The organism is Rufibacter ruber (assembly GCF_014138425.1).
GTDB classification, from domain to species: domain Bacteria; phylum Bacteroidota; class Bacteroidia; order Cytophagales; family Hymenobacteraceae; genus Nibribacter; species Nibribacter ruber_C.
This window is the reverse complement of the sequence record NZ_JACJIQ010000003.1, coordinates 332,247-352,462: the sequence shown is the minus strand read 5'-3', so window position 1 is coordinate 352,462 and position 20,216 is coordinate 332,247. Positions and strand designations below refer to the sequence as shown.

At 51.6% G+C, this 20,216-nt stretch carries 16 protein-coding genes and 1 tRNA gene; 7 read left to right on the top strand and 10 right to left on the bottom strand.

The window, feature by feature from the left end:
• The 4 genes from FHS90_RS05655 to FHS90_RS05640 all read right to left on the bottom strand — a co-directional run bounded on the left by FHS90_RS05655 (position 1) and on the right by FHS90_RS05640 (position 5,058).
• The gene (locus FHS90_RS05655) at positions 1 to 507 is read right to left on the bottom strand and encodes an RNA polymerase sigma factor (protein ID WP_082893765.1); all 507 of its coding nucleotides are present in this window, start codon (positions 505 to 507) and stop codon (positions 1 to 3) included.
• A 295-nt stretch (positions 508 to 802) separates the two neighbouring features.
• Positions 803 to 1,567 (bottom strand): YdcF family protein, encoded by a 765-nt coding sequence (locus FHS90_RS05650; protein WP_182512302.1) that lies wholly within the window; start codon positions 1,565 to 1,567, stop codon positions 803 to 805.
• A 94-nt stretch (positions 1,568 to 1,661) separates the two neighbouring features.
• The gene (locus FHS90_RS05645; protein WP_182512301.1) at positions 1,662 to 1,886 is read right to left on the bottom strand and encodes a DUF2905 domain-containing protein; all 225 of its coding nucleotides are present in this window, start codon (positions 1,884 to 1,886) and stop codon (positions 1,662 to 1,664) included.
• Between the two features lie 691 nt (positions 1,887 to 2,577).
• Positions 2,578 to 5,058, bottom strand: a complete 2,481-nt coding sequence (locus tag FHS90_RS05640) for a type IA DNA topoisomerase (RefSeq protein WP_182512300.1) — start codon at positions 5,056 to 5,058, stop codon at positions 2,578 to 2,580.
• Between the two features lie 316 nt (positions 5,059 to 5,374).
• Between FHS90_RS05640 and FHS90_RS05635 the strand changes: the two genes are divergently transcribed.
• On the top strand, positions 5,375 to 6,730 hold the full coding sequence (locus FHS90_RS05635; protein WP_182512299.1) for a serine-rich family protein: 1,356 nt from the start codon (positions 5,375 to 5,377) through the stop codon (positions 6,728 to 6,730).
• Positions 6,731 to 6,806: 76 nt separating this feature from the next.
• On the opposite strand, the gene FHS90_RS05630 is transcribed toward FHS90_RS05635, so the two are convergent.
• Both FHS90_RS05630 and FHS90_RS05625 read right to left on the bottom strand, forming a co-directional pair.
• Positions 6,807 to 7,466 (bottom strand): carbonic anhydrase, encoded by a 660-nt coding sequence (locus FHS90_RS05630; RefSeq protein ID WP_241499100.1) that lies wholly within the window; start codon positions 7,464 to 7,466, stop codon positions 6,807 to 6,809.
• Between the two features lie 19 nt (positions 7,467 to 7,485).
• Positions 7,486 to 9,045 (bottom strand): SulP family inorganic anion transporter, encoded by a 1,560-nt coding sequence (locus tag FHS90_RS05625; protein WP_066838617.1) that lies wholly within the window; start codon positions 9,043 to 9,045, stop codon positions 7,486 to 7,488.
• A gap of 548 nt (positions 9,046 to 9,593) precedes the next feature.
• On the opposite strand from FHS90_RS05625, the gene FHS90_RS05620 reads away from it, so the two are divergent.
• A complete protein-coding gene (locus FHS90_RS05620) occupies positions 9,594 to 10,805 on the top strand; it encodes a phosphoglycerate kinase (protein ID WP_182512298.1) in 1,212 nt (403 codons plus the stop codon).
• Between the two features lie 260 nt (positions 10,806 to 11,065).
• On the opposite strand, the gene FHS90_RS05615 is transcribed toward FHS90_RS05620, so the two are convergent.
• On the bottom strand, positions 11,066 to 12,976 hold the full coding sequence (locus FHS90_RS05615; protein WP_182512297.1) for a RecQ family ATP-dependent DNA helicase: 1,911 nt from the start codon (positions 12,974 to 12,976) through the stop codon (positions 11,066 to 11,068).
• An 812-nt stretch (positions 12,977 to 13,788) separates the two neighbouring features.
• Positions 13,789 to 14,622, bottom strand: a complete 834-nt coding sequence (locus FHS90_RS05610) for a hypothetical protein (RefSeq protein WP_066838612.1) — start codon at positions 14,620 to 14,622, stop codon at positions 13,789 to 13,791.
• A 344-nt stretch (positions 14,623 to 14,966) separates the two neighbouring features.
• On the opposite strand from FHS90_RS05610, the gene FHS90_RS05605 reads away from it, so the two are divergent.
• The gene (locus FHS90_RS05605) at positions 14,967 to 15,260 is read left to right on the top strand and encodes an endonuclease domain-containing protein (protein ID WP_220482994.1); all 294 of its coding nucleotides are present in this window, start codon (positions 14,967 to 14,969) and stop codon (positions 15,258 to 15,260) included.
• A 326-nt stretch (positions 15,261 to 15,586) separates the two neighbouring features.
• On the opposite strand, the gene FHS90_RS05600 is transcribed toward FHS90_RS05605, so the two are convergent.
• Positions 15,587 to 16,276 carry an ABC transporter ATP-binding protein gene (locus FHS90_RS05600; protein ID WP_182512296.1) on the bottom strand — a complete coding sequence of 230 codons (690 nt, stop codon included), beginning with the start codon at positions 16,274 to 16,276 and terminating at the stop codon, positions 15,587 to 15,589.
• Between the two features lie 325 nt (positions 16,277 to 16,601).
• Here FHS90_RS05600 and sucC point away from each other — a divergent pair, with 325 nt between their 5' ends.
• Positions 16,602 to 17,801, top strand: a complete 1,200-nt coding sequence (gene sucC, locus FHS90_RS05595; RefSeq protein ID WP_066838608.1) for an ADP-forming succinate--CoA ligase subunit beta — start codon at positions 16,602 to 16,604, stop codon at positions 17,799 to 17,801.
• Between the two features lie 175 nt (positions 17,802 to 17,976).
• Here sucC and FHS90_RS05590 read toward each other — a convergent pair whose 3' ends face one another.
• Positions 17,977 to 18,393 carry an organic hydroperoxide resistance protein gene (locus FHS90_RS05590; protein WP_066838606.1) on the bottom strand — a complete coding sequence of 139 codons (417 nt, stop codon included), beginning with the start codon at positions 18,391 to 18,393 and terminating at the stop codon, positions 17,977 to 17,979.
• A gap of 172 nt (positions 18,394 to 18,565) precedes the next feature.
• Between FHS90_RS05590 and FHS90_RS05585 the strand changes: the two genes are divergently transcribed.
• The 3 genes from FHS90_RS05585 to FHS90_RS05575 all read left to right on the top strand — a co-directional run bounded on the left by FHS90_RS05585 (position 18,566) and on the right by FHS90_RS05575 (position 20,117).
• Positions 18,566 to 18,637: transfer RNA gene (locus FHS90_RS05585), tRNA-Arg, on the top strand.
• A 634-nt stretch (positions 18,638 to 19,271) separates the two neighbouring features.
• Positions 19,272 to 19,703, top strand: coding sequence for a HEAT repeat domain-containing protein (locus FHS90_RS05580; RefSeq protein ID WP_153042842.1), 432 nt, complete (start codon positions 19,272 to 19,274; stop codon positions 19,701 to 19,703).
• A gap of 162 nt (positions 19,704 to 19,865) precedes the next feature.
• Positions 19,866 to 20,117 (top strand): hypothetical protein, encoded by a 252-nt coding sequence (locus FHS90_RS05575; protein WP_066838602.1) that lies wholly within the window; start codon positions 19,866 to 19,868, stop codon positions 20,115 to 20,117.
• Positions 20,118 to 20,216 lie beyond the last annotated feature (99 nt).

Genomic DNA, 20,216 nt, shown 5'->3' with positions numbered 1-20,216 from the left:
CTATTTGATTAATTTGCTCAAGAATTTTATCGCCATGCGGGCGCGGGTCTTCACAGTTCCCAGGGGTATGTCCAGCTCTTCTGCCACTTCACTCTGGGTGTAGCCGTTAAAGTACATCAAATCTATGACAACTTTTTGATCTGGGTTTAACTGTTCTGTCATTTCCTGCACCCCAATGTGATCTGGCTTTATCTCATCATGGCTGGTCATGCCCCACGTAACCGTCCCCTCCAGAGGCTGTGTTTTAGAACTTACGCGGTACTGCTTGGAGCGGATTTTATCAATGGCCAAATTTCTGGCAATATTCAGCATCCAGGTGAACAATCTGCCCTTCTGCTCATCATAAGACGGAAAGGCCGTCCAGATTTTCACAAACGTTTCCTGCAGCACATCTTCTGCCACCTCCTCCTGTTTGACAATGCGAAGAATCACCCCGTACAAGGCCGCCGAATAGTTCCGGTATAGCAGCGTGAGGGCCCGCTGGTCCTGGGCACGAAGCTGGGCCACAAGCGTCTCTTCTGATGTGATAGTATGAGTTGTTTCCAACAAAATAAGGTGTTAAGCCACGCCCTTCTTTGGCGTGACGGTGAAACTTTGGATGGGGGAAACCAGAGAATTCCCTGCTATACGCATTAATGAGAACCAGGTGAAGGCCCAAATGTTTTAGACGGCAGCATGCCCCAAAGCAATAATCCGTATATATACGGAAACCCAGATTTTTGATGGTAGAATTCTATAATTTATTCCTGCATAAAATACCATCCCCTCCCGGGGCTAACCCTTTCAAAATTACAACTGAATTTCAGGCGTATCCCAGCAGCTTGTACGTGATTACCCCTACCCACTCATGAATAATTTTTTCCCACTTATAAAGCGCCTCGGCACTGGGAACCAGCAGGTCATCTGGGGTAAAGGAGCGGTCATGGGTCTGAAAATCAACCGGGAAAGTAGCAACAGCCAGCCCTGCTTTTGCAAAGCAACCGGCTGCCCGCCGCATGTGGAACGCAGAGGTAAGGAGCAACAGCCGCTGTAACCCTGGCTGCTGCTGCACCAGCTCTTTGGTAAAGCGGGCGTTCTCCCGGGTGTTGCGGCTTTGTTCTTCCAGCAGGATATCCTGGGCGGGAACCCCGGCATACAGCGCGGTCTGCTGGAGGTCATGCGCCTCCGTATTAACCACCTCCTGCAGAGAGCCAGACCCACCAGAGATGATGATCTTGCGCACCTTGCCCATCTTGTAGAGCTGAATGGCATCTAAGATCCGTTCAGAACCTTCTCCGTAATGGGTCCGGTCATGGGGAGATTTATCGCCCCTGGTCACCCCGGTCAACACCACGGCCGCGTCATAGTGCGGCACCTCCTGCATGAGCACCGGCTCGGGCTCCCACGCCAGCCACACTTCATTGATCAGGAACGGATTGGTAAAAAAGAGCAGAGCCGCCACCGCCAGCCAAAGTACTTTTCTGTTTCTGGCCTGTTTTTTAGAAATCAGCCCGAAAACGAGCAAGGCAACAATCCAGAGCAGCGGCATCACCAGGTACTGCAGGGTCTTTGAGAGCACGAAGAACATATCAGGAAAAGAAAAGCCACAGCACCAGCAGCGGGAGCACCACACTGTACAGGGCGATGAGGTCTTTGTGGAAAAGAATTTTTCTCATGGGTTTCTAGCCAAAGAAACGCCTTATCAGCCAAATCACCAAACTGAGCAGCACACTCAGCAGCAGCATGGTGGTGAAAGGGGCATACACCCTGAAACCGGGCTTCTCCACCCTCATGTCTCCCGGCAAACGGCCAAACCAGTCTACGCAGGGGCCCAGCAACCATAGCACCAAGCCTACGGCCACCAGGGCACCGCCAATGACTACCAGATATTTTCCCAGGGGCTGCATGTTTTCCTTTAGTGTGGTGTTAAGTTTACCGTTACATCCCAAGCGGTTGGCTATTGCTGAAACCAGGTGAGCCAAAGACTGGTTTAAAAGCAGCCGCCACTTCTGTTTACGCTTACTCTGGATTCCCCGTCTGTTTTCGGCCTGTTTTTGGAAAAACAGCCCGAAAACAGGAAAGCCCTATGCTGAGGGAACACTTGCAAACCTCCAATGGAGGTAGGACCTGTACTCCCGGCAACTCAGGAGACTCGCCTCACCCCTTGGCACGCCTCTTCAGATTCGCGCCAGTGGTAGCATCCTGTTTCTGTTGCTCTTAGACAGAATGAACCTCAAAATGCCAAGGCGAAGTCTACAGCAGGCGACAATTATAAAGCCACTGGCGCGGGTTTCCAAGTTTGTGACATAAATATGTAGAGTCTCCAGAATCTACAAAACCTATCTATGGTTTGTTACCTCAGTTGCAACTACTTTTCTCCTTTATATAACAATGCTGGTGGGAGTTTTTTCTATCGTTCTCCATCAGGGCTGACTTTGGCATGGCGCAAGCGAGAGCACGTAACTTCTGTTTTTGGGCTGCTTTTAGAAAAACAGCCCAAAAACAGAAGTTACGTCTCCTGAAAGGTACCAGCGTACGCCTTCGCCATAACCTGACATCAAACACAGAACAGCTTTTAGATAACAGGCAAACACTGCGCTAGTCAAAGAGGTACACCACCTTGTACTCTTCGTTCAGCTTAAGGGCGGCTTCAAACTGATTACCTGTCTTAGGCGAGGTGAAGCCTTTCATCTTGGCCGTTTTCCCTTTCAGCATCAGCGCCTTCAGCTGGGCTTCTGGAATGGTTTTGCCGTGCACTTCAAACGGAACCAGAAACTGGCACCCTTCCCTGAAACGGCTGCAACCATAAGCGGTCTTGCCTTTAAGCATCTGGCCCTGGCTGCACTTGGGGCAAATAATAACCACAGGCTTCTTCTCCCTGGCCTCTGCCCGCTCCAACTGCAGTTCATGGGTAGCCGACAAAGCAAACATAGCATCAAACTTTTCGCCTGACTCTGCAGACACAAACCCTTTCACTACGGCGCTTTTCCCTTTTTTAAGCAGCGCCTGCACGTGTTTCTCTGTGAGAGGCTTGCCCTGGAACTCCATGGGCAGTCTGAACTGGCAGCCCTCCCTGAAGCGGGCGCAGCCGTAGGCCTGGCTTCCTTTTAAAACCGATCCGGTGCCGCAGGCGGGGCAGGTGCCTAAACCGGCAGTGGCCGAAGGTGCGTTTTTGGCCTCCTTTTTGGATTTTGACGCTTTTTTGGCCGCCTCTTTCTCCTGGGCGGAAGGAGGTTGCTCAGCGGGCTGAATGGTCACCGTGTGGTTGTCCTGCTTCACCTCCTGCACCATTTCCCAGACCAGCTGCTGCAATTCATTCAAGAACGCATCTGGGGCAAACTCCCCGCCCTCTATCTGCCGTAGCTTTTTCTCCCACTGCCCCGTCATTTCTGCAGACTTGAGGGTGGGGTTCTTGATGACCTGAATCAGGTCAATGCCCATCTGGGTGGGCAGGATTTTCTTCTTCTCCTTCCGGATGTAATTGCGCTTGAACAGGGTTTCAATGATGGCCGCCCGGGTAGAAGGCCTTCCAATGCCGTTTTCCTTTAGTGCTTCCTTCAGCTCGTCATCCTCTACCTGTTTGCCGGCGGTTTCCATGGCGCGCAGCAGCGTAGCCTCTGTGTAGTCTTTAGGCGGGCTGGTAGACTTGCGCTCCAGCAAAGGCTCATGCGGCCCCCGCTCCCCTGCCTCAAAATGCGGCAGCACCGCCAGCTCCTCCTCTTTCTCCTCCCCGCCTTCGCCAGCAGCTGATTTGGGGGCGGGTTTATTGGCGGGGGCTGGGTTCTGGGTTTCTTCCTGGGCATACACCACACGCCAGCCCGGCTCCAGAATCTGTTTCCCTTTGGCCCGGAAGGCATGGTTGGCCGCCTCCCCGTTTACCACCGTGTTGCTCACAATACAGTCTGGGTAAAAGGCGGCAATGAAGCGTTTGGCCACAATGTCAAACACCTTGGCCTCTGTGCCGTACAGCCCCCGCGCGTCTGATCCCGTGGGAATGATGGCGTGGTGGTCGGTGACTTTGTTATTGTTGAACACCTTGGCAGACTTTCTAATCTTCTTTCCCAGCAATTCACCGGTCAAGTGCTGGTAATGGTGCAGGCCGCTCAGAATGCTGGGGATTTTGGGGTAAATATCATCTGGCAGAAAGGTAGTGTCAACTCTGGGGTAGCTGACAACTTTCTTCTCATAGAGACTCTGCACCGTTTTAAGTGTTTCATCTGCTGAAAGGCCAAACTTGTTGTTGCACTCCACCTGCAGAGAGGTCAGGTCAAAAAGCCTGGGGTTGCTTTCAATGCCTTTTTTGGTTTCTACCTCTTTTATCTCAAAGTCAGAAGGCCTGATCTGCTCCAGAATCTCCAGCGCCTTCGCCTCGTCTTTAAATCGGCCGGAGGTGCTGCTGAAGGTAACGTCACGGTAAAGGGTCTTGAGCTCCCAGAACGGCTCTGACTTGAAGTTGAGAATCTCCAGGTGCCGGTTCACAATCATGGCCAGCGTAGGGGTTTGCACCCGCCCCAAAGAAAGCAGCTGCCGCCCCTGCGCATATTTCATGGTAAAGAGGCGGGTGGCGTTGATACCCAGCAGCCAATCACCAATGGCGCGGCTCTTGCCGGCCTGGTACAGCTGGTCAAACTCTTTGCCGTCACGCAGCTGGCTAAAGCCCTGTCTGATGGCCTCTTCGGTGAGGGAGGAAATCCAGAGGCGTTTGAAGGGTTTACGGTAGCGGGCCTGGTGCAAGACCCACCGCTGGATCACCTCGCCCTCCTGCCCGGCGTCACCGCAGTTGATCACCTCCTCGGCTGAGTCCAGCAGCTGCTGGATCACCTTGAACTGCTGCTCCACCCCTTTGTTGTTGATAAGCTTAATGTCAAAGCGCTCTGGCACCAGCGGCAGGTCTGGCAGGTGCCAGCGCTTCCAGTGGGGGTTGTAATCATCTGGTTCGCAGAGCTGGCAGAAGTGGCCAAAGGTCCAGGTGACCTGATAGCCATTGCCTTCAAAATAGCCGTTCATTTTGGTTTTGGCACCAATCACATGGGCAATCTCACGGGCTACACTGGGTTTTTCGGCGATGCAGAGTTTCAAGGCTACTTTGGTAAAAACAGGTCAAAAACGGACTTCAAAGATACGCATTCTGGCGCGCTTACACCAATTTACCGCATTGGCTTTCTATATATAACTTTAACTATACAATAAAAGATTTTCAAGGGGAAATCGGTATACATTAACATTTCTTTATCAATCGTTTACCTTACTGCTAACAATTATCAAGTTGGCAATAATTTAGAACATTTCTAGTAGCAACCCTTAACCCCTGCCAAATGCCCCCGTATACATGTAACCGGTGCCCTGTAAGGCATTTGAAGAAACCATCATTCACCTTAAAACAAAACATACTACTATGAAAAATCGTGAGCATTCCGGTTACGACACCTTTAATTCGTACCGGTCAGGTAATGAAAATACCCGCCGCAGCGAATGGGGAAGTATGGGCAACCGCACCACAGGCTACGGTAACCAAGACTATAAATCATACGGCGGAAGCCAAAATATGGGCAACTCTGGTGACAGGGGCGAAAGCCACTACAGCAGCCACGGCTCCATCTACAGCGGTAACCAAGGCAGCCCAAGCGGCTGGAGCGGTCACTCCATGCAGAACAATGACCAGTCATCTAACAGCTACGGTTCCAGCCAAAACAGCATGAACCAGGGCGGTTACGGCTCCTACGCATCTGGCAACAGCAGCCGCGGGGGTTCAAACTACGGCTCCGGCAACTATGGCCAGTCTGGACCGTCTAACTCCGGCTCTTCTTTTAACAAAGACAGGGACAATGACACCCAGGATTATAGCATGAGCAGATCAGGCAACTACGGCGGGCCTTCCAGCTATGAGCGCGGCTCTTCCAACCAAGGTTCTTCCAACTACGGGCAGTACGGCGCCTCCAACTCTGGCGGCGGTTCAACCCGTTCTTCTAATATAGGTACGTACGGCGGAGCCCGCACCGGCTACAGCGGTTCTTCGTCCGGGCACCAGTCTGGCGGAGCCCTGGACAGAGGCAATGCCTACAGCAACTACGGCGGTTCTAATGACTACCGTGGCTCCAACTCGGGCTACGGCGCTCATGACCAGGACTACAGCTCTGGGAATTCCCGCAGAGAGCAGGGCAACCAAAGCTACAGCGGGTCTTTTGGCCACAACAATGATTCCTCTTACGGTGCCTACGGAAAAAACTCCGGATACGGGGCTTATGGGAATGATTCCGGCTCTTCTTACGGGCAGTCTTCCAGAAGCGGTTCTCAATCTGGAATGAGCAACAACAGCCGCGGCATGTCTAACTCCTGGGACCGTGACAACGACCACTCAAGAGGAACAACCAACATGTACGGCACCAACAACCAGAGCAGCAACCGCGGCAGCTGGATGAATGACCGTGACAATGATCAGGATCACGCCCGTTTCAGCCACGGCAACGCCATGGAAAACCGGTATTCAGATGACTACAGCCATCCGAGCAACGGCAACAGCCGCCAGTCTGGGGTAGGCAGCCACTATGACCAAGACCGGTACAGAAACCAGGGTAACCGCCACAATGACCATGACGAAAATGAGGGCGGGTTCTTTGAGCGCATTGGCCATGGCATCAGAGATGCCTGGAACAGCATTGCCGGTGACGATGATGACAGAGGCGGCAACCGCTCTTACAACAGCGGCCCTCCTTACAACTACGGCTCCGGCTCAAACAACGCAGGCTGGTAATTGAACCGTTTGCACAGAAAAAGCCCCACCAAAATTTGGTGGGGCTTTTTAATTACCCTTTTCTATGAATAAAAACTTATTGCATTCCGTAGATATGCTCGTACCGCTTGATCAACTTGGTCTGTACATGTAAGTCCCGGAGAATCCCTTCCCTCAGGTCATAGACCAACCCGTGCAGTTGCGGCGGCTCAGGGTCTTTCATGGCGTTCTGGATGATAGAGGTTTTAGATAGATTGATCACCTGCTCCACCACGTTCAGCTCTACCAGTCTTCTCAAGCGCTGCTCTTCATCCTCAATGGCATGGAGTTCTTCTTCATGAATTCTGATCACATCTTTGATGTTGGTGAGCCAGTTGTCTATCAAGCCAAACTGCTTGTCACTCATGGCTGCCGCCACGCCACCGCAACCATAGTGCCCCACCACAATCACGTGTTTTACTTTCAGCACTTCTACGGCATACTGCAAAACTGACAGCAGGTTTACATCTGTATGCACCACCATGTTGGCAATGTTGCGGTGCACAAACATCTCACCGGGTTCAGTGCCTGAGATTTCATTGGCGGGTACACGGCTGTCTGAGCAACCAATGTACAGGTATTTTGGTGACTGGCCTTTAGCACGGCGCTCAAAGAACTCGGGGTCCTCTTCCCGTTTTCTCTCCACCCATTGGCGGTTTCCGTTAAAAATACGCTCCATGCCAGAATCTAGTGGCGCACTATTATTGATGGTTCCCATAATTTATCTGTTTTAACTGTTAATGCATGTTTACTGTGGTCACTGAGGGGATATCTTTCAAGGTGAGCCTGATATCTTTTTCCTCAGCAACGGTTTTGAAATTCTCTATAGCCTCCAGCACATCATAGTCAATGTAAGTAGACTGGGAGCCGTCAATGATCACCTCGCTCTTCTCAGGCAGATGATCCAGGGTTAAAGCCACGCTGGCTTTGTTGAGGAACGTCACGTTCTCACTCAGCTTGATGTGGATCTTATCCAGGCCCTGGTGTTTCTCCCGGCTAAAGAAGTAAGGCGATTTGTAGTTGGCTTTCAAGATATAGAAGACACCTACCACCAGACCAATCGAAATTCCTTTCAGCAGGTCAGTGAACAGAATGGCCAGAATGGTGATGATGAAGGGCAGGAACTGGTTCATGCCCAGCTTCCACTGTGATTTGTACAGGGCAGGTTTGGTCAGTTTGAAACCTACCACCAACAGTACCGCTGCCAATGAAGCCAGAGGCACATACCGCAGAAACGAGGTAAGGAACAGGATACTCAGCAACAGGAACACCCCGTGGAAGAAACTGGAAAGTCTGGTTTCCCCGCCCGCGTTCACGTTGGCTGAACTACGTACAATAACCGCTGTCAACGGCAGACCGCCAATCAAACCACTCAACATGTTACCTATCCCCTGAGCCTTGAGCTCCCGGTTGTTAGGCGTACGGCGCTTGTGTGGGTCCAGCTTATCTACCGCTTCTACACTTAACAAGCTTTCAAGGCTGGCCACAATGGCCAGGGTAGCCGCCAAGGTATAAACCGCCGGGTTGGTCAAGGCAGACCAGTTAGGGAAGCTCAACTCTGCCAAAAGCGAAGCAGGCCCTGAAATATCAGGCAGCTGCACCAAATGGGTATCAGCAATGGTCAAGGCCGGGAAGGAATTGCTGAACAACAGGTTCAATGCTATAGACACCAGAACCGCCACCAATGCCCCTGGCACCAGCTTGAATATCTTAATCTTTTGCAGGAACGGTTTTTCCCATAACAACAGAATAGCCAGAGACACCACCCCTACAATCAAGGAGCCAATCTGAAGCCGAGAAAAAGCGTACCCAATCTCAGTGAACGTGTTCCGCCCGTCGGCCTGGTTAAAGTCCAGGTCACCCAGAAAATCTTCATCGCCGCCTAAAAAGTGCGGGATCTGCTTTAGAATCAGAATCAGGCCAATTGCCGCCAGCATGCCTTTAATCACCGAAGAGGGGAAGTACAAGCCAATGATACCGGCTTTCAAAAAACCCAGGATCACCTGAAACACCCCTGCCAGGAAAACGGCCAGCAGGAACGTCTCAAACTGTCCCAGAGTTTGGATGCCGTTCAACACAATCACGGTAAGGCCGGCGGCGGGACCACTAACGCTTAACTGGGAGCCACTAGCCCAGGAAACCACCAGACCGCCAATCATGCCGGCAATCAGACCCGAAAACAAGGGTGCCCCAGAAGCCAGTGATATCCCCAGACACAGGGGCAAGGCTACCAAGAACACCACTAGCCCCGCTGACAAGTCTTTCCCAACGGTGGCAAACATTCCTTTTTCTTCCATAGTTCTATTCTGTTCCTCTTATATATAGCACAGTGAATAATGCATGCACTGCACCCAATTGCGCTAATTTGTGCACAAAGGTGCCGCAACGGCATTAACACCGAATTAAAACAAGATTAAAATCTGATTAAAATGAGAAAGAACAGGAGCTCCCCAGAAGAATAATAGGCAGAAAGAATCATCCTGAAAAGCCAAAACTCCCCTACCCCCGCTGGGCAGGTTTATCTAAGGCCTAATTACCATTGATGGCACGGCCCAACAACCGGCAGTAGCGCATTGACAGAGCTGGTGGCTCTACTTTTAAACACCTAGGTAATTAGTAGCAGAAGGTGCCAGGCCGTGGCACCTGGCATTTTACCCCAACGCTCCCACCGCCCGCTTTCCTTTTTTCTTCAACTTCCTGTTTTTGGCTCCTTTTCACAAAAACAGCTTAAAAACGCCCTCCCGCTTTCTCTCCCTCTTATTCAGAGGGAGAACTCAGGAGAATTGCTATATTTGCCTGCACCTGTTTTAGGGGATTTCCGTACCAAGAACCAAACGTACCGACTATGATAACAGTTGACCAATATGATTTCCAGGGCAAGCGGGCCCTGGTGCGCGTAGATTTTAACGTGCCATTAAACAATGATTTTGAAATCACTGATGATACCCGCATCCGGGCTGCCGTGCCCACCATTAAGAAGATCTTGGGGGATGGCGGCGCTGTGGTTCTGATGTCACACCTGGGCAGGCCCAAGGGCGGGCCAGAGGAAAAATATTCGCTCAAGCACCTGATTAAACCGTTAGAGGCTGCTTTTCAGGTACCGGTGCAGTTCTCCCCAGACTGCGTAGGCGCAGAGGCGGTAGAGCTGGCCAGCAACCTGAAACCCGGCGAAGTGCTGCTCCTGGAAAACCTGCGTTTTCATAAGGAGGAAGAGCAAGGCAACCAGAACTTTGCTGAGAAGCTGAGCCTGTTGGGGGATGTGTATGTGAATGATGCCTTCGGGACGGCGCACCGCGCCCACGCCTCTACCGCCATTGTGGCTGACTACTTCCCGCATGACAAAGTGTGCGGTTACGTCATGCAGGCTGAGCTGGATAATGCCAAGCGTGTACTCACGTACGTAGACCGTCCTTTCACCGCTATTATGGGTGGGGCCAAGATTTCTGATAAAATTCTGGTGATTGAGCAGTTGCTGGACCGCGTAGACAACCTGATTATTGGCGGTGGCATGAGCTATACCTTCGCCAAGGCGCAGGGCGGCAGCATTGGGAACTCCCTTTTAGAGGAAGACAAGCAGCAGCTCACCCTTGACTTGCTGAAAAAAGCCGAAGAGAAAGGCGTTAAGATCTACCTCCCCGTAGACAGTGTCATTGCCGATGCTTTTGACAACAACGCCCACTCAGACGTAGTGGAGAGCGGCACCATCCCTAATGATTGGATGGGCTTAGACATAGGACCAGAAACACGTAAGCAGTTTGCAGAGGTGGTGCGCAACTCCAAAACAATTCTGTGGAACGGCCCCATGGGCGTATTTGAGTTCCCTAACTTTGCCGTTGGCACCAAAGCCATTGCCGAAGCCGTAGTAGACGCCACCAAAAACCACGGCGCTTACTCCCTGATTGGAGGCGGAGACTCTGCGGCAGCCGTGACCCAGATGGGGCATGCGCATGACGTGTCTTACGTGTCTACCGGGGGCGGGGCGCTGCTGGAGTACATGGAAGGCAAGGAATTGCCCGGCGTGATAGCCCTTCAGGTAGAGGAAACCCCTTTAACCTAACATTATATTACAGAACAGAAGAGGCGGCGAGGAAACTTGCCGCCTCTTCTGTTTTAGGGCTGTTTTTCTAAAAACAGCCCTAAAACAGAAGCACAAGCTCTCGTTTGCGCCCTGAATATTACAGAAACACAAATAGTTTTATGGTGAACCAGGTACTATGAATAAAATAAGGATTTTAGAAATCTGTCAAAGGAGTCAGCTAGAGAAAAGATAGAAGTCTGAAATTAGCTATATAACATAAGTAAACAGATAGAGACACCTTACTCCTCTTTCACCAGATTGCCATCTGAGGCGTACCTGATCAGCCCGCTCTCCAGCATCTCCTGCAGCAGGTCTCCCAGCACCTCCTGCTCAGACGTGCTGAAATGCAGGGCGAGCGATTTAGGGTGCAGCGGGGCTTTCTTGAGGTAACTCAGGACCCTCGCCTCCAGGTGCAGCTTACTGTCAGCTAATCTATTCTTCTTTTTTTCGGCCAGGCAATAATCACAGATGCGGCAGTTCTCTGTTGATTTCTCCCCAAAGTAGGCCAAAATCTGCTGCGTTCGGCACTGTTGCACGTTCTGCATATACCCCACCACCGCCTGTGCCTTCTGCAGCGCCCGCTCCCTGAACTGGTTCAGGCGCTTTTGGTCTAAGGGCAGACTGGCAGCCTCAACCCGGGGTGCCGTGAACTGCACCTGCGGGCCGTCATGCTGGGGCTCATAGACCAGCACCTTGCGCTGGTGCAAATGCTGCAGCTGCTGCCGAATGGCTTTCTCCGGCTGGTTCAGGTGCTTGGCCAGGCCCGCCTCTGAAATCTTCACAAAACCCGTGTACATCTCGCCGCCGTACAGGCGCAGCAGCCCCTTAATGAGCGGTTCCAGCGTTTCATTCAGAATCTGGAACTCATACAGCTCATTGTGCCCCAGCAGAAAACTGACTTTTGACGGGCTGTAGAAGCCTTCATTCAACTGCAGCAGCCCCTCTCCCTCCAGCTGTTTCAAAGCGTAATGCGCCTCTACCGGAGAAAGTTGGTACGTGCGGCTGAACTCGGCCAGATCAAAGTCAAATGACTGGAAGGCGCCGCTGCCGGTGGCAAGCTGGTAGAAATTGGCCAGCGCCTGGTACACCCGCTTCAGGGTTTCCAGGGGCGGATACGCCTCCTCGGTTTTCCTGATCAGGAGCGAAACATCTTCGGGGCCCAACAGCACGGTGGCGTAGCTGTATTTGCCATCGCGCCCCGCGCGCCCCGCCTCCTGGTAATACGCCTCCAGCGAATCTGGCAGGTCTAAATGCACCACCAGCCGCACATCTGGCTTGTCAATCCCCATCCCGAACGCATTGGTGGCCACTATTACCCGTACGCGGTCCTGAATCCAGTCAGTCTGCGCGGCAGTGCGGGTTTGGAACGGGAGGCCGGCATGGTAGGCTGCCGCTTTAATGCCCTGCCGCTTGAGCCAGTCGGCCAGTTCAACGGTGCGGCGGCGGTTGCGTACGTAGACAATGGCCGTGCCGGGCATTTTCTGCAGGATTTCGCGCAGCCGCCCCTCCTTGTCTTCAGTGGGCAGAACAGAATAAGATAGGTTCTTACGGGCGAAGCTCTGCTGGAACACCTGCGGCTCTTTAAACTGCAGTTTCTCCTGAATATCTACTTTGACGGCCTCCGTGGCCGAAGCGGTTAAGGCCAGCACCGGCACCTGGGGCAACAGTTCGCGCAGTTTGGCTATCTCCAGGTAGGGCGGCCTGAAATCATACCCCCACTGCGAGATACAGTGCGCCTCATCTACGGCCAGCAGATTCACAGTCATGCGCTTTACCCGCTCCAGAAACAGCTCGGTCTGCAGCCGCTCCGGTGACACGTACAGGAATTTGGTGGTGCCGTACACGCAGTTGTCCAGAATCAGGTCCCGCTCCCGCTCGGGCTGCCCCGCGTGCAGGGCGGCCGCCGAAATTCCGCGCTTGCGCAGGTTCTCCACCTGGTCTTTCATGAGCGCCACCAACGGGCTCACCACTACGCACACTCCCTCCTGGGCCAGGGCGGGCACCTGAAAACACACCGACTTACCCCCGCCGGTAGGCAAAATGGCCAGCGTATCTTGGCCCTTAAGCACAGAGGTAATGATCTCCTCCTGCCCCGGCCGAAAAGTCTCATAGCCCCAATACTGCTTCAGAATTTGATGGATGTCTGCCATACGTCGCCCAAAAATAGTGAATTGCAACTTGCAAATTCTTGCTTGTTGTTTTGCAGATGCTTTTACCCGCTACCGCGGAAGTTTCTGGCACGTTATGAAGATTGGGAATTTACACTCCCGTTTTCGGCCTATTTTCTGAAAACAGGCCGAAAACGGGAAAATGGCTTCTGTTCGTTTCTGTTCTGCTGCTCGGCCCTCTACAGTCATCGCTGTTAGGGATTTCTAATCCCTAACTATCTTAACTAGCGGATCTGCAATCCGCGAAGCGTGTTCCGGCAGAAAACGAACTTCGGGGACTACAAAACCTCAGGGTATTTACCTCCGGTTATCAATCCGGAAGAGCGTTTTATTTGCATAAAATGCACAGGAAGAACTTCCGCGCCAAAAAATTGGGGTTGAGAAAAGGAAGCAACTCTCTCACTTGTCATTCTGGAAGAAACTAGTGGGCGAACTAAGAATGCATTTGCAGATGGGCTTTTCCCGTTCGCCACCGAGATCCTTTCAGGATGACAATAGGAGGACAATAGACAGGATATGGTGATATCTTATTGAGCATATCCTTTTTCGCTTTGTTGACTGCAACCGCTGCCCTGGTTGGTGATATCTCCAACCAGGGCGAAAAAAATGGTTTTGGAGCAGAACCTTGGTACGTTAGAACAATGGGAATGCACCTCAAACGAAAAGAAGAAAAAGAACTTCTAATTTAGGTTTTACTTCAAGCCGTTTCCGGCCTGTTTTTCAAAAAACAGCCCGAAAACAGAAAACCCGACCATGGGCCGGGCTTCTGAACATTCAATCACTCACTATAAATCTTAGGCGGCGGCAGCCTGCTCCTGCTCGCGGTCTTCAATGACTTTCCGCAGCTTCTGGATAGACTGCTTGGCGCGCTCCTCATCCAGTTTGTTGATGTTCAGGAGCATCTTGGTTTTCTCCTGACGGGTAATCACCGGGTTGTTCAGCAGCCTGATGATTTCCTCCTTCTGTTTGGCGGTGGCATATTTCACAGCCCCTTCTTCGGCTGCCGGAGTTTCAGCGGCGGGCACTGGGGCGGCGGTAGGCTTGGCTTCAGCGGCCGGTTCAGCCGGAACGGCTTTCATGGTTTTGGCCGGTGCTGCCTGTTTTGCCGCAGGCTCATTCTTTTGTTCGGTTACGTTGCCCTGGTAGTCCATCTCCTCAGCGGGCGTAGGCTCATACCCGGCGGCTCTGATAATCCAGGCCAGGGCATTCCGGTACGCTTTGCCAATGGCTCTGGTCTGGGCCATAGACGCGATGGCATATTCCTGATAGTACTTGCGGCCTTGCTCCTTGTTGGAGCAGATGGCGAATCCGGCGCCCACCACTTGCTCGGTGCGCAGGTTCAACAGATTTACCTTGGCCAGGTACTTGATTTCGGCGCTGTCGCTCATATTGGTAAGCTCCTCCACCACCGGCAGAATACCCAGGCGGGAACCGGCATACTGCCAGCCTTCCACGTTCACGTATTCTTTGCCCTGTATGTTTTGGAAGAGGCGGTTCTCTTTGATAAACTTAGCCAGGTCTACGGCCAGGTGCATGGTTTCGTCAGACCGGGAGATATCAAAGCTCTCTATTTTATGCTTCTTCAACCCTTTTTCGCTGTTTTCTGCTTGATTCACTTTCGTCTGCATTATCTGTTGTTTCAGTTCAGATACAGAACAGAGGCATGGGGGTAAAAGTGCCCATCGGGATGGATTTTACAGTAATTTTTAGCACTGGCTATCAACAAGTTACAACCTTTTGCTAAATTTTATTTAGCAAAATAAATTATCTGTCAATCAATTAGTAGGCGTTATGAATACTTAATATTGCCATATGAGCAACACCCTCATCCTAACCTTCTCCCTCAAGGGAGAAGGGACACTGCCACTCCTTTAGAAACGGCTATGTCGTATAGCTAGAGATGGAAAAAAAGGATTTCAGGAAGGAATTAAGGCGAAACGCTACGGCGGCGGAGACCATTTTGTAGCAAGGCTTGCGCGACCGGAAGCTGGCCAAAAGTAAGTTCCGGCGGCAGCATTCCGTGGGGCCTTATGTTGTTGACTTTATCTGCTTAGAGGAGCACTTATTGATTGAAGTGGACGGCGCAAGCCATCATAACGTAGGCACCCAGATGGCAGATAATGAGCGGGACCAATGGCTACATGGGCAAGGATACAAGGTGCTCCGGTTCACCAATGAAGAGATTTACCAGAACGTGGAGCGGGTGTTGTGGGCCATTGAAGATGCGTTTGGCAGGAATACCAGTGAACCTAAGAGCAGCCAATAAAATAAGCCAGCCATTAACAAAAATGCTTCAACCTGAAAACTACGGTGTTCCTTCTCCCTCTGGGAGAAGGTTAGGATGAGGGAATCACCGTTTAAATGGTAAACACAGCAGCAGAGCAGAAGCAAGTTCCTAAGCAGGGACTAGTTTTCTCAAATGCCTCTGTTTCATTGCCACTGCTGCCCCTCACCCTAGCCCTCTCCCTCCAGGGAGAGGGAATTCTGCTTTTCCTTTTCTGGGCGGTTTTGCGTAAACGGCGCCGGAAAAGGAAAATTCTACGGTGGTGTTTTTGGCCTGTTTTGCGAAAAATAGGCCGGAAACGGAAAGTTCTACTCTACCTCTTCCGGCTGCAGCAGGAAGCCGTCTTTCATGGTAAGCTTTCTATCTGCCATGTCGGCGAGGGCGGGGTTGTGGGTTACCAGCACAAAGGTCTGGCCCAGGTCCTGGCGCAGCTTGAAGAAGATCTGGTGCAGTTCGTCGGCGTTTTTGGAGTCCAGGTTGCCAGAGGGTTCATCAGCGAAAATTAGCTTGGGCGAATTGATCAGGGCGCGGGCTACGGCAGTGCGCTGCTGCTCGCCCCCGCTCATCTCTGAGGGTTTATGGTCCAGGCGGTGCCCCAGGCCCAGCATCTCCAGCAGCTCTTTGGCGCGCTGCTCCACCTCCTTCTCGGGGCGGTCGGCCAGGAAACCGGGCAGGCAGACGTTCTCCAGGGCGGTGAACTCGGGCAGCAGGTTGTGGAACTGGAAGATAAAGCCAATGTTGCGGTTCCGGAACCGGGCCACCTCTTTGTTGCTCATCCCGGAGATTTTCTGCCCGTGCAGGTACACATCGCCCGCGTCTGGGGCGTCTAAGGTACCCAACAGGTGCAGCAGCGTGCTCTTGCCGGCCCCCGAGGCACCCACAATAGACACCACTTCGGCCTCACCAATGGTGAGGTCAATTCCTTTTAGCACCGGCAACGTGCCGTAACTCTTGAACAGCCCGCGGGCCTCTAGCAATACTGGTTTTTCTGTACTCATGGGTTCTGCAAAAGAAGCGGGAACAGGCGGTATTTGCAAATTGCCTGATTTTCTTCCCGTGAACGGGAAAAATCAGTCCTGAGTTCTGCGTCTGGAGTCCTGAGCGGGTAAGCGCCTTTCCGTTTTTGGCCTGTTTTCAGGAAAATGAGCCAAAAACGGAAAGGCGCTCCTTTGTCTAAATCCTCCTTTCACCGTTTCTTCCAGACGCAGGACTCCAGACGCAGCACTCAGGACGCTTTCGGGAGTCTTTTCAAAACGCAGCCATGTTTTGAAAAGACTCCCGAAAGCCTTACTTTCGTGCACCTAAAAACATCAACCTAACCTCATGAATATACACGAGTACCAGGCGAAAGACATTCTGAAGCGCTACGGCGTTCGAGTTCAGGAAGGCATTGTGGCTGAGACCCCCGAGCAGGCGGTAGAGGCGGCAAAGCGTTTAACCGAGGAAACCGGCACTGGCTGGCATGTGATTAAAGCCCAGATTCATGCGGGCGGCCGTGGCAAAGGCGGCGGGGTGAAATTGGCCAAAAACCTGGAGCAGGTGAAAGAGATTGCCGGCCAAATCATTGGCATGCAGCTGGTGACCCACCAAACCGGCCCCGAAGGAAAGAAAGTACACAAGGTGCTGGTGGCGCAGGACGTTTACTACCCTGGCGACTCTGAGCCCAAAGAATATTACCTGTCTATCTTATTGGACCGCGCCAAAGGCATGAACGTAATCATGGCCTCTACCGAGGGCGGCATGGACATTGAAGAAGTGGCCGAGCATACGCCAGATAAAATCTTTAAGGAGTGGATTGACCCGGCAGTTGGCCTGCAAGGCTTCCAGGCACGTAAAATCGCGTTCGCATTCGGGTTAGAGGGCGAGGCGTTCAAGGAGATGGTGAAGTTTGTGACCAACCTCTATAAAGCCTATGTAGACACAGACGCCTCCATGTTCGAGATCAACCCGGTGTTGAAGACCTCAGACAACAAGATTCTGGCCGTTGACGGCAAAGTGGATTTAGATGACAACGCCCTGTTCCGCCACAAAGACCTGGCTGAGATGCGCGACATCCTGGAGGAAGACCCCTTGGAAGTAGAAGCCAGCAAAAGCAACCTGAACTATGTGAAGCTGGACGGAAACGTGGGCTGTATGGTGAACGGTGCCGGTTTGGCCATGGCTACCATGGACATCATCAAGCTGTCGGGCGGTGAGCCGGCCAACTTCCTGGACGTAGGAGGCGGGGCCAATGCGCAGACCGTAGAAGCCGGATTCCGTTTGATTCTGCAAGACCCTAACGTGAAGGCGATTTTGATCAACATCTTCGGGGGTATTGTGCGTTGCGACCGTGTGGCGAATGGTGTGGTGGAAGCCTATAAGAATATTGGCGACATCAGAGTGCCGATCATTGTGCGTCTGCAAGGAACCAACGCCGAGGAAGGTGCCCGCATCATTGACGAGTCTGGCCTGAAAGTGTACTCGGCCGTAGCCCTGAAAGAAGCCGCCCAGAAAGTAAAAGACGTGTTGGCCGAGGTTGCCTAAGCAATATGCCTTCACTCATCAAGAAAAGCCTTCTCAGCAATGGGAAGGCTTTTCTGTTTTTGGCCTGTTTTGGCCAAAACAGGCCAAAAACAGCATGCGTTAGAGACCAGGCAGTGCCTGGTCTCTACAGATAATATTTCTAACTCAAGCCTCGCGCCTATGACTCAGCACTTATTTACAGCACGTTCAGCTGCACGTCTATATTGCCGCGGGTTCCTACCGAGTACGGGCACACCTGGTGCGCCTGTTCCACCAACTCCTGGGCTTTGGCTTTCTCTACGCCGTCAATTTTCACATCCAGCTGCACGGCCAACCCGAACCCGCCGTTGTCCATCTGGTCAAGGCTCACGTGGGCGGTCACGGTGGAGTTTTCATCCAGTCTGATTTTCTGCTGTCCGGCAATGAGCATGAGCGCGCTCTGGAAGCAGGCCGCATAGCCCGCTGCAAACAGTTGCTCCGGGTTGGTGGCACCGCCTTTTCCGCCCAAACCCTCTGGGAGGCGTACAGGCATGTCAATGATTCCGTCAGATGATTTCACTTGGCCGTTGCGGCCCCCGGTGGCGGTCACTTCCGCCGTGTACAGTCTTTTCATAGTGTTGTGGTGTTCTTTCTGGTTTGTGTTAGTATAACCTATTTTACGCGTTAAATGTTGGCAAGAAAAGTATATCTGCTGTTTTAGGGCTGTTTTTACGAAAACAGGCAAAAAACAGAAAAGAGACTTTTATCCTACGCAGGCATTTCCTACTTTTGCCCCTGCAATACCGGGCCACGTAGTACAACGGATAGTATTGGAGTTTCCGAAGCTCTCGATCCTGGTTCGATTCCAGGCGTGGCCACAAAAAAATCCCCTTTAGACAAATAGTCTTGAGGGGATTTTCTTTTATAAATCATTCTGCCTGGGTAATCAGGAGAAAATGAACCGGGCTTTTATCTCCGCAGGTTTTAGATTTTTATTTAAAACCTGCATCCATTTTACCAGACAATTGAAGCGACAGTGGCAGGCTGCAATCAGCTCCACTTCCTGGATTGAATATAAAAGAATGCTTCACCCCTTACCCCCTGCTGCGGAAGCATTCTGGAGGACTGAGTTCTTCCGGCGCATCAACCTCTTTTACAGCAAATGAGTACATCCTTTTTAGAAAAATGGCCAACGGTTGTTGCATTCTACAAAAAGTAAGTTCTTAAAAACACTTCCAAGAGGGAGACATTCTTAATGCGGAGGAGCTGCCACGAGGTCTTTTTTTTGTGTTTCCCCGCTTCCTTCCTGTTTTTTCTTTACATTAGAGGGAAAGACTGCCAGCTTCTATTTTGAAGGCAAGAGACTTATTCTTCGGCAACGCCAAGAAAGAAGAAACTTCTGTTGGGCACCTTTTACAGACCTAAACCATAAAGCTGGGACAGCCTCCTGCCAGATGAATAGTTTTCTTAGGAGAAGTAGGAGCTGAACCAGACAGTATGTTTTTGATTAGCATGAGAATACGTATCTTACTCTTCATTTTTCTATTTCCGCCTTTTATTTTAGCCTCCCAGGGGCAAAGCACTTCTTCTTCCCCGCAAACCGCCACCAATGAAGGTTCTAAAACGCAGCAGAAAGGCAAATCACTCCTCAAGAAACTGTCTGACAAAGCGCTGGTGGGCCTTACTGACAGTGACAATGCCGGTGTGAGATGTTCTGCCTTTCTTGCCCTGGTGAAGATGGACAGCAACAAGGTGAGGCCGGTCTTTGTGAAGCACATGGACGATGACGAAAAGCTCACACTCAACTTTCTGTGGGGCCTGGTCACCGACTATGAACGGGTAAACCAATTCATGTTAGAGCAGCTTCACCCAGACACGTCTGAAAGCAGCTACAAACTCACAAAACAAGAATATGAAACCTGTAAAAAGCTGATTTACCAATAAATTGACTTTTTACTCAGGTAAAGCAGTTGCGTTCGCCTGTGGGGTTATATACTGATTTACATGAAATACCAGATGAGAAATTACCGCTAACGCGGCAGCACCTATCAAAGCGGCGCGCGCCTTACAGAGACCTGCTTTTACAAACTACATATTTTTATCCTTATGAATGTTTTGACCCTCAATCTATCTGACCAGGTAAGAATAGAAGTAGACAATTCTTTTACCGGGCAAGAAACCATCAAGTACAACGGCGAAATAGTTTCAGAGAAGAAGTCGCTTCTGGGTGAGAACCACCGGTTTGAGCGCGAAGAAAACGGTGAAATTGCCCAGTATGAAGTCAGGATCAGTATCAAGCACCTCACCCGGGTGGGGATAGACATATACAGAAACAACAAAGTTGTCTTACTGAGCTAACCTGCATGTTTGAGTAGGGATGTGCACAGGGAAAGACCAGCTGATTAAACCCATACCAGTCTCCCCTAACGCAGAATTCCTGTTTTCGGCCTGTTTTCC